The following is a 10,119-nucleotide window of genomic DNA, read 5'->3' on the forward strand; positions in this document are numbered from 1 at the left end:
CCCGCCCCCCCCCCGCGCCGCCCCCCCCCCCCCGGCGCCCCCCCCCCCCCCCGGGGGGGGGGCCCCCACACCCCCCCGGCCCCCCCCCCCCCCCCCCCCGGGGGGGGGGGCCCCCGGACCTGTTTCACAGTCGTTCCCGCCCAACGGCTTCCGCTGCGTCGGGTAGGTCGTCGACGGCCTGAAGCCGTGGAGCTCGCCGGAGGGCGACCGCTCAGGGCTTACGGCTGGTGGAGTCGAACGACCCGCCGTCGATCCCCCAGGAGATGATCCGCTCGGGATGAATCCGAATGATCGACCGCTCCTGGGGCGGGAACGGCGGCTCCTGGTCCTCCAGCGCCTCGGCCGTGCCGCGCACCTCGATGCCGCGAATGACATACGGATCGACCGACACCTGCTCGTCGACGACGAACGAAACCCGGCCACCCGCCTCGACATTCCGGTACTTGCGACTGCTCTGCATCCGCATCCCACCGATATCGATGGTCCCGTCGGCATTCACCCGGAAGCTGGTCGGGTTGTTCTGCACGACGCCGTCGGGCGAGACCGTAGCCAGCCGGCCGATCCCGGCCTCGGCGAGAAACTGCTGCTCATTAGAAGTGAAGGTCACTGCTGAACAGTAGCGGGATGTCCTGGCGGCGGCCACCGTTGAGGAATCGTCGTGTCGGCGCGGCGCACTACCCGACGCAACTCGCCCCGCCCCAGAAGTCCGGGACGGGGCGAGCCAGTGCGCTTTATCAGGCGAGCGGGCCGACGACCGCCTCCGCGGCCTCGGCGAGACGACCGGTCGCGGCCAGTTCGACGACGGCGCCGATCTCCGGGGCAAGCCAGCGGTCGGTGCCGGGGCCCTCGACGCGGGTGCGGATCACCTCGCGCACCGCGGCGGTGGCCGGGGCGGGCTGCAGCGGGGCGCGCAGGTCCAGGCCGCGGGCGGCGGTAAGGGCCTCGATGGCCAGGACCCGGGTGAGGCCGTCGATGGCGCGGCGCAGCTTGCGGGCCGCGGACCAGCCCATCGAGACGTGGTCCTCCTGCATCGCCGAGGACGGGATCGAGTCGACGCTGGCCGGGGCCGCGAGCCGCTTGAGCTCGGACACGATCGCCGCCTGGGTGTACTGGGCGATCATGTGGCCGCTGTCGACGCCCGGGTCGTCGGCCAGGAACGGCGGCAGGCCGTGGTTGCGGGCCACGTCCAGGAAGCGGTCGGTGCGCCGCTCGCTCATCGAGGCCACGTCGGCCACGACGATCGCCAGGAAGTCCAGCACGTAGGCCACCGGGGCGCCGTGGAAGTTGCCGTTCGACTCGACGCGGCCGTCCAGCGTCACCACCGGATTGTCCACGGCCGCAGCGAGTTCCCACGCCGCGACCTGCTCGGCGTGCGCCACGGTATCGCGGGCGCCGCCGGCCACCGTGGGCGCGCAGCGCAGCGAGTACGCGTCCTGCACGATCGGGCAGGTCGGGTCGTTGTGGCTGGCCACGATGGGCGAATCGGCCAGCAGGCGAGTCATGTTCGCCGCGGCGGCCGCCTGGCCCGGGTGCGGCCGCAGCGCCTGCAGATCGGCGGCGAAGACCCGGTCGGTACCCAGCAGCGCCTCGACGCTCATCGCGGCGGTGACATCGGCCAGCCGCAGCAGCTTGCGCAGGTCGTGGATCGCCAGCACCAGCTGCCCCAGCATGCCGTCGGTGCCGTTGATCAGCGCCAGGCCCTCCTTCTCCTCCAGCACCACCGGGGTGATGCCGGCGGCGGCGAGCGCCTCGGCGGTGGTCCGCAGCTCACCGGCGGCGTCGCGCACGGCGCCCTCGCCCATCACGGCCAGCGCGCAGTGCGCCAGCGGGGCCAGATCGCCCGAGCAGCCCAGGCTGCCGTACTCGTACACCACCGGGGTGATGCCCGCATTGAGCAGTGCCGCATAGGTTTCCACGACCACGGGCCGCACGCCGGTGCGACCGGTCGCCAGCGTGGACAGGCGCAGCAGCATCAGCGCCCGCACGACCTCCCGCTCGACCTCGGGCCCGGATCCCGCGGCGTGCGAGCGGACCAGGCTGCGCTGCAGCTGGGCGCGCAGCTCCTGCGGAATGTGGCGGGTGGCCAGCGCGCCGAAGCCCGTCGACACCCCGTACACCGGTTTCGGATCGGCGGCCAGCGCCTCGATCCGCGTGCGGGTCGTGGCGACCGCGGCCAGCGCGTCGTCCGAGATCCGGACGGCGGCGCCGTCACGGGCGACCGCGACGACCTCATCGAAGCCGACCGCACCGATACCGACTACGACGTCGGCGGGGGCGGTGGACTCGGATGCTGCGGTGGTCGATGCGGGGGATGTCATGAACTCTCCAATCAGGGTTGTACGGGTGGAAGGGTGGCGCCTAGGCCGAGACCGACACCGGTTCGGCGGCCGGGGCGAGCTGCGGACGCACCCAGATGCGGTATCCGACCGCGAGCAGCGCCAGCCAGGCGACGCCGACGACGATGGCGACGCGGGTATCGGGGAACCAGGCCAGCACGCCGAAGATGAAGACCATGAACACGATCGCCGCGATCGGACCGTAGGGCCACAGCGGGACCGGGAACTTCAGCGCCGCCTGCTGTTCGGCGGTCATCTTCCGGCGGGAGGCGACCTGGGCGACCAGGATCATCAGCCACACCCAGATCGTGGCGAAGGTGGCGATCGCGGCGATGATCTCGAAGATCCGGTCGGGGATCAGGTAGTTGAGCAGCACGCCCACCAGCAGCGCGGCGGTGATGACCGCGACGGTGACCCACGGGACGCCGTTGCGGGTGGTCTCGAGCATCGAGGCCGGGGCCTGGCGCCGCTCGGCCATTCCGAACAGCATCCGGCCGGCGCCGAAGATGTCGCTGTTGATCGCGGACAGCGCCGCGGTGATCAGCACCAGGTTGAGAATCGTTGCCGCGAAATGCAATCCGAGCTTCTGGAAGATCTCCACGAACGGGCTGGAGTTCGAGTCGATGGTGGTCCAGGGATTGATGGCCATGATCACCGCGAGGGTCAGGACGTAGAACAGAATCACGCGGACCGGCACGGTGTTGACCGCGCGCGGGATGGTCTTGGCCGGGTCCTCGGCCTCACCGGCGGTGACGCCGATGATCTCGGTGCCGCCGTAGGCGAACATCACCACGGCCAGGGAGGCGACGACGCCGCCCATGCCGTGCGGGGCGAAGCCGTGGTTCCACAGGTTGCTGACACCGGTGCTCGCGTTGTGCGCACCGAAGCCGAAGATCAGGATGGCCACGCCGCCGACGATCATCGCGATGATCGCGACGACCTTGACCAGCGAGAACCAGAACTCGAGTTCGCCGTAGACCTTCACGCTGATCAGGTTCACCGCGCCCACGACGAGCACCACCGACAGCACCCAGATCCAGCGCGGTACACCGGGGAACCACAGCCCCATGTACACGCCGAACGCGGTCACGTCGGCCAGGCAGACGATCACCATCTCGAAGACGTAGGTCCAGCCGGTCGTGAAGCCTGCCAGCGGCCCGAGGTGCTCGCGGGCGTATTCGCCGAACGACCCGGCCACCGGGTTGCTCACCGCCATCTCCCCCAGCGCGCGCAGCACGAGGAATACCGCGGCGCCACCGATCATGTAGGCGATCAGCACCGCGGGGCCGGCGGCCTGGATCGAGTCGGAGGACCCGTAGAAGAGTCCGGTGCCGATGGCTGAGCCGAGTGCGATGAAGCGGATGTGCCGGGGCGAAAGCCCGCGGCGCAGCGCGCCACCTTTCGACGCCCTGGTCGTTCCTGATGCGCTGGGAACGGCATCGTTCACGGGCGCTACCTCCTGGACTTGCCGGTTCTCGGGGAACCGATCGATGGTGATTCTCGCGTCGGTCCCCGCTACCGCGGTGACGCGCCTCACAAGTTGTCTATGCCTGTATATACAACCATGTCCTCGACAGTCAAACCGGCCGGGCGGCTGCTGGCCGGTGGGTCGCGACGATTCCGTCGACTTGCTGCGGGTGAACCGCACGATCACGGCGTGCGAGACGCGTCAACGGGGGTATCGTCGAGTCCCGAGCGGAGACTCCGACATGCGCGCGCACGCGACGGATTTGCCGGCGCGGCTCGCCGACGCCATCGGCGGTAACATCCTACACCTGCGGTTTTAGGTGATATGCCCGGCGTACGCCGAAGCGCGGCGCTCAGGCCCGATCGGCGGTGGCGGTGGCGCCCTTCGGGTCACCCGAGGGCAGGGCGATGTCGGTGTCCAGGGACAGCGGGCGGCCGAAATCGGGGGTGCCGTCGGCGTTCCAGGTGAACTTCTGCGCCCGCGTGGTGCGGCCGTCGTACGTGTACGCACTGGTGGTCTTGCCGTGGTAGACGATCCAGTCCTCGGTGCCGTCGGGGCTCCGGAAGAATCCGTTCGAGCCAGGACCGAAGACGTCGGCCGGGTCGTTGCGGGTGAACACGGCGCTGGGGTACTGGGTCCAGTTGCCCGGGACCAGCGGGTCCGCACCGGACGGGAGCGTGTGCATCCACAGCTGATAGTCCGGCTTGCCGGTGTCGCAGGTGGAGTACACCAGGTACGTGACGCCGTTGCGCTGGATCGTCGCGGGAGCCTCGCGCACCTCCGGGCATCCGCCCGCCGAGGGCAGGTACACCGCGTCGCCGGACATCGTCACCGGGTCGCTCATCGGGGCGATCTGCAGCAGGTTGTTCGGGCCGCTCCAGATCAGGTAGTACTTGCCGTCGAGCTGCAACAGCTCCGGATCGATCGCCCAGGTGTCCGCGGCCCCCAGCTGACCGGCGAACGTGTAGGGGCCCAGCGGATCGGTGCCCGCGGACTTCAGTACATAGATGCGATGACCGTCGTTGCTGCCGTCACTGGCGGTGTAGTAGAAGTACCAATTCCCTTCCAGCAGACGGAAACACGGCGCCCACATGTCCTGATTGCGGGACGGGGTGGTGTCGGTCCACACCGTATTCGGTTGCGCGGCCGCCAGATCGCCGAGCGAGGCGGCCTTCCAGATCTGCAGGGAGCCGCCCTGGCTGGTGGACAGATAGTAGTTCCCGTCGTAGTACGTCAGGAACGGATCCGGCCCCTGGTTCAGCGGATTGCGAAACGTGCCAGCGGATCCCGCGCCATCGGCGGCTGCATTGTCGGCCATCGCGTTGCCCATCGTCGCAGATCATGTTGTCGGCTCCCGCGCTGGACTCTAGGGCATCGCGCCGCACGGCGACCATCGAAAACGCGAATCCGATGCCCGCCGAGTGTGTCGGCGGAACCCGCCCTGCCCGATGGCAACCCGCGCCCGCCGAATGGGCGGCGTCGGCGAAGCCGTCGATAGACCGCGCATGGCCGGAGCGAATGCGGAGGTACGCCTAGCCCAGGAGCATCGCGGCGGCGTGCTCGCCGATCATCATCGTCGTGGCGTTGGTGTTGCCGCCGACGATGCTCGGCATGATCGACGCGTCCGCCACCCGGAGCCCCTCGACGCCGCGCACCCGCAGCGTCGGGTCCACGACAGCCCGCTCGTCCACGCCCATGCGGCAGGTGCCGACGGGGTGATACACGGTGGTGGCGCGGTTGGGCACCTCTTTTGCCAGGTCGGCGCGGGTTCGATGCTGCGCACCCGGCTGCACCTCGGTGTCCACGGCGCCCGCGATGGGGCCGGCGGCCATGATCTCCCGGATCAGTTCCATGCCCTCGACGAGGGTGTCCACATCGACCTGCTCGTCCAGGTAGTTGGGGTCGATCGCGGGGGCGGCGGCCGGGTCGGCCGAGAGCAGGCGCACGGTGCCGCGGCTGCGCGGGTAGATCAGGGTGGACATGACAGTCAGCGCGCACCGCGGGTCCGGGACATGGCGGATCGGCGCGTCCTGATTCGGTCCGGGATAGCTCCACGGCAGCACGTGCAACTGGAGATCCGGGATGTCCCCCGCCTGGGACGTGCGCAGGAACGAAACGACCTCGAACACGCTGCGCGCGAGCCAGGTGCTGTTGTTGCGCAACGTCTCCCGGACCAGCGCGCTCGCGAAGTGTCCCGGCGAGGACCGATGCAGCGCGGTCGGCATCGCGAAGCTCATCGGCACGAACAGATGGTCGTGCAGGTTGTCCCCGACCGGCAGATCCGCCACGACGTCGATATCGAACGCGCGCAGGTGATCCGCCGGACCGATGCCCGAAAGCTGCAGCAGCTGAGGCGAACCGAACGCCCCCGCGCTGACGATCACCTCCCGCGCCGCGCGCAGCACCTCCCGGCCCCGCGCTGTCAGGATCTCCACCCCGACGGCCCGGCCCTTCTCGATCACGATCCGCGCGACCTGGGTCTTGGGCAGGACGGTCAGGTTGACGGGCCGGTCGTCGAGGTATCCGACCGCGGTACTCGACCGCAGCCCATTGCTGTTGCTCTGCTGGAAGATCGAGACCCCCTCCTGCTCGGCGCCGTTGTAGTCCGGGTTGCGCCGCGCCCCCGTGGCCTGCACCAGCGCCTCGATGAACGACTCGGATGCGGGGGTGAGATCGCGGGCGCGGATGACCTTGATCGGGCCGTCCCCGCCGCGCCATTCGTTGCCGCCGTCCTCGAACGACTCGAACTTCTTGAAGCTGGGCAGGACCTCCTCGTACGACCAGCCGGTGTTGCCCTCGGCGGCCCAGTCGTCGAAATTCTTGCGGTTGCCGCGCACGAACACCATGCCGTTGATCGAACTGGAGCCGCCGACGACCTTGCCGTGCGTCATCGGAACCTTGCGCCCGAGCGCATGTTTCTGCTCGACGGTGTAATGACCCCAGTCCACTATCTGCTTCAACTGCGGCACACTGTGCAGCGGGCCGATCATTCCCGGCTTGCGGACCAGGCGGGTGTTGTCCCGCCGCCCCGCCTCGAGCAGCGTCACCGCGGCACCGGCATCGGCCAGCCGGCGGGCGATGATGGCCCCGGCGCTGCCGGAGCCGACGACGATGTAGTCCGCGACCTCAGTCATGACCATCCTCGAGGGTTACACATGAAGTAGAACGTGTTATAAACCATTTCGTGGCACGCCGGGCGGGATTCCGCGATAGTGGTCCGGAATCGACTCCGGCCCCGGGATCACGAGCACCGCGGTGGCGATGAGCTGCGGCGTAATCGGCTAACACTGCGCTACTCCGGCGCGCCATCTACACTCGTAGACTCGCACCGTAGCTGCACGCGGGCCGGGCGACCCTCGGCCGTGAACACCCGGAGTACCCATGCTTTTTCGTTGGAGGACCACCGTCGCCAGTGCGGCGGCCGTAGTGATGGCCGCACTGCCGGTCGGCGTCAGATCCGCCGCACACGCCGCCCCACCCGAGTGCCCCAGCCTGGATGTCATTGCGATTCCAGGCACCTGGGAGACCTCGGACAAGGATCCGGGCAAGGGAATGCTCGGCAGCATCACCAACAATCTGCCGGGCAACGTGCGGACGGACTACGTCGCCTACGCGGCCACCGCGTTCCCGTGGGAGGGCGACGTCTACGGGCGCTCCAAGCAGGAGGCCGTCGACCGCGCCCGCGGCATCATCGGCGCAATGGCTCAGCGTTGCGGCGCAACGCGATTCGCGCTGCTGGGTTACAGCCAGGGCGCGGACGCCGCCGGTGATGTGGCATCCTCCATCGGCACCGGCCTCGGCGTCGTCCCCGCGAATCGCGTGGCGCTGGTCGGCCTGATCGCCGATCCCCGCCGCTCCCCCACCGATCAGCTGATCGGCCCGCCGGTCGCGGGCGCCGGAGCCAGCGGTCCGCGCGTGGGTGGTTTCGGCTGGGTCGGCCCCCGGACCTACACCTTCTGCGCCACCGGAGATCTGTACTGCTCGATGCCCAACGGCGACTTCGCCGGCCGCATCGGCGGGCTGCTCGTCCAGCTCTCGAATCCCGACCCGGCCAAGCTCGGCATCTATCAGCAGGAGGTGGGCACGCTGGTCAACGACACGCTCGCCGCGGGCGGTGTCGGCCTGCTGGACAACCAGATCACCTCCCAGGAGTACAACCAGCGCAAGAAGCAGGTCGACGACTTCCTGAAGTCGGGTATCCACCAGAGCTACCCGCGCTACGCGGTCGACCCCGGCGGCAACACCGCTCTGACCTGGCTGCACCAGCGGCTGATCGACGAGGCGCACGGCTGAGCTGCCACGCCCGGCCGCCGCGGGTGGTCAGAGGTGGCGGATCGCGAATCCTGCTCCGTCGACGGTCATTCCGTTGACGGCGTAGAGGCTGTGCAGGGCGTTGGGCTCACCGAGGGGTCCGCCGTCGCAGATCGTGTCGCCGGGAATGCAGTAGTTGGCTGTCTTCCCGGCGTACAGCGGTCCGATGGTGATGGGCGGCGCGCCCGCGTCGCGCATCCATCGATCCGAGGGCTTGCCGAACAGGACCACCGCCGCGACATGAGCGGCCACCCAGGGCGGCATCGGCGCGGGCACACCCGCCGCATACGCCGGGGGCACACCGGCCGGGGCGCCATCCAGGGTCGCGAAGCCCGCGACCACCGCACCCTGCGAATATCCACCGAGCACGATCCGGGTGCCCGGGCAGTTCGCCGCCACCGCCTCGATGTGCGCCTGGGTATCCCGGATGCCGTCGACGACCGTCCGCAGCACCAGCACACGATTGTTGAAATCACTGCTCGCGGCGTAGTTCACCGCATACATTCCGACCGATCTGGTACCGGCCAGTAGGCGCAACGCCGCGAGGAACGACATTCCGGTGACACCGAACCCCGGCGGCTCCGCCGTACCGCGGGCGAAGACCACCTCCACGTCCGAGCACTGGGGCGCGGCCCACGCGGGCGTACCGACCGGGAGTGCGAACACCACGGCCGCAACACATACCAGACGCGCCAGGTAGCGTGCGATCATCGTGTCAATACTATAGCCGGACCGCATGGTCGGCGGCAGTCGCAGCTCGGGGCGGGCGCGGATCCATTCTGGACCGCGCCCGGATCACCCGATCAGTGAACGCTCTTGACCGCGATCGATTCGCCCGAAACGTCTACGAACGTCGCGCCGCGATCCGCCAGCGCGTAATGGATGATCGCTCCCAGGCCGGCGCCGATGAACCACGCGAACGCGGACACATCGCGCAGCGCCGGCAGGAACGCGAACAACAGGGAGAGCGCGGCGGCCGGGACGAACGCCGCTATGGCGCGGGGGTTCACTCCGCGGCGATAGTGGTAGGCGGCGTCGGCGGACTCGGTATACAGCTTTAAATCACCACGCCGATGACAGCACTGACCAGACCCGCGCGGGCGAAGTTCAGCCTTTCGGGAAAGAGGTTGGTCAGCGCGTAGATCGGGGCGACGAAGTTGGCCATCAGATTCACCGCGATGGTCAGGATCAGCAATGCCAGCGACGCGGCGACCAGCAGTGCGGTATTCGGGATGGCGTGCACGATATCGATCGAGCGGCGCGTCCGGCAGGCCCGGGTGAAATCGCAGAAATTGAGCACGAACGTCGAATAGACGGATACCCACAGGGCCGCCCCGGCCAAGATTTCCCGCCACATCGCGCCACCGGTCAGGTGGGCCGGGGTCGACCAGGCGATCGACCCGTGGGCGCGCATGAGCACCCAGACGGCGAGCGCCGTCATGGTGAACAGGATGATCTGCACCAGCCAGAGCGCGCCGAACGTGATCCAGCCGAGCGTGGACAGGCCGAGCGCGAAACCGTAGTTGCCGAGGCTGTGGACGTCGCTGGCCCACAGGTGAAGATGCTGTAGCCGCTCCATCGTCGTCCCTGAGTCCTGGTCGGCGCCAGGTCGGCGTTGTAAGAGCCGCGGACTGATGGGAGGCTCGCCGGCGGGCTGCGGTACCGGCGCGAACGCGGTCCGCTGCGTGGCCGTGGCTGGGTCAACGAGCATTGAATGGTCCTTGCTGTGGACGGGCGGAAGCCGACCGCTCCGAGAGTTCCGTAGCAATGCGTCATCGACGCTCCTCTCGGCTAGGACGATCAACGAAGTCGGCGGGCTCGGCGGCCGAGCACCCCTCATCGAATTTCACGCCGCGGGCGCGCACCCGGTTATATGAATCCGAGTTCCGCGGTTCGGATCGCGCTCGGCGGAACGAATCGAACGAAGCTCGCCGGAACGAATCGGATGGAGTTCCGCAGAACGAATCGGGTGGAGTTCGACCGGACGAGCTGACGGCTGTCGCG

At 68.9% G+C, this 10,119-nt stretch carries 7 protein-coding genes and 1 pseudogene; 1 reads left to right on the forward strand and 7 read right to left on the reverse strand.

Annotation, left to right across the window (positions count from 1 at the left end; translation table 11 throughout):
- Positions 1–211: 211 nt before the first annotated feature.
- From ABH933_RS38495 to ABH933_RS38515, 5 genes are all read right to left on the reverse strand, one after another.
- Entirely contained in the window at positions 212–607 is a 396-nt protein-coding gene (locus ABH933_RS38495) for a PPOX class F420-dependent oxidoreductase (RefSeq protein ID WP_429419552.1), read from the reverse strand.
- Between the two features lie 127 nt (positions 608–734).
- Positions 735–2,318, reverse strand: coding sequence for a histidine ammonia-lyase (hutH, locus tag ABH933_RS38500; RefSeq protein WP_429419550.1), 1,584 nt, complete (start codon positions 2,316–2,318; stop codon positions 735–737).
- A 40-nt stretch (positions 2,319–2,358) separates the two neighbouring features.
- Positions 2,359–3,783 (reverse strand): amino acid permease, encoded by a 1,425-nt coding sequence (locus tag ABH933_RS38505; RefSeq protein WP_429419548.1) that lies wholly within the window; start codon positions 3,781–3,783, stop codon positions 2,359–2,361.
- A 373-nt stretch (positions 3,784–4,156) separates the two neighbouring features.
- A complete protein-coding gene (locus tag ABH933_RS38510) occupies positions 4,157–5,122 on the reverse strand; it encodes a glycoside hydrolase family 43 protein (protein ID WP_429419546.1) in 966 nt (321 codons plus the stop codon).
- A 214-nt stretch (positions 5,123–5,336) separates the two neighbouring features.
- A complete protein-coding gene (locus ABH933_RS38515; RefSeq protein ID WP_429419544.1) occupies positions 5,337–6,938 on the reverse strand; it encodes a GMC family oxidoreductase in 1,602 nt (533 codons plus the stop codon).
- 247 nt (positions 6,939–7,185) lie between these two features.
- On the opposite strand from ABH933_RS38515, the gene ABH933_RS38520 reads away from it, so the two are divergent.
- Positions 7,186–8,097 carry a cutinase family protein gene (locus tag ABH933_RS38520; RefSeq protein ID WP_429419542.1) on the forward strand — a complete coding sequence of 304 codons (912 nt, stop codon included), beginning with the start codon at positions 7,186–7,188 and terminating at the stop codon, positions 8,095–8,097.
- 27 nt (positions 8,098–8,124) lie between these two features.
- On the opposite strand, the gene ABH933_RS38525 is transcribed toward ABH933_RS38520, so the two are convergent.
- Both ABH933_RS38525 and ABH933_RS38530 read right to left on the reverse strand, forming a co-directional pair.
- Positions 8,125–8,826 carry a cutinase family protein gene (locus ABH933_RS38525; protein WP_429419540.1) on the reverse strand — a complete coding sequence of 234 codons (702 nt, stop codon included), beginning with the start codon at positions 8,824–8,826 and terminating at the stop codon, positions 8,125–8,127.
- A 92-nt stretch (positions 8,827–8,918) separates the two neighbouring features.
- Positions 8,919–9,735: pseudogene (locus ABH933_RS38530) on the reverse strand (cytosine permease); the annotation flags it as partial.
- Positions 9,736–10,119: the final 384 nt, after the last annotated feature.

The organism is Nocardia sp. GP40 (genome assembly GCF_050434125.1).
GTDB lineage: Bacteria > Actinomycetota > Actinomycetes > Mycobacteriales > Mycobacteriaceae > Nocardia > Nocardia albiluteola.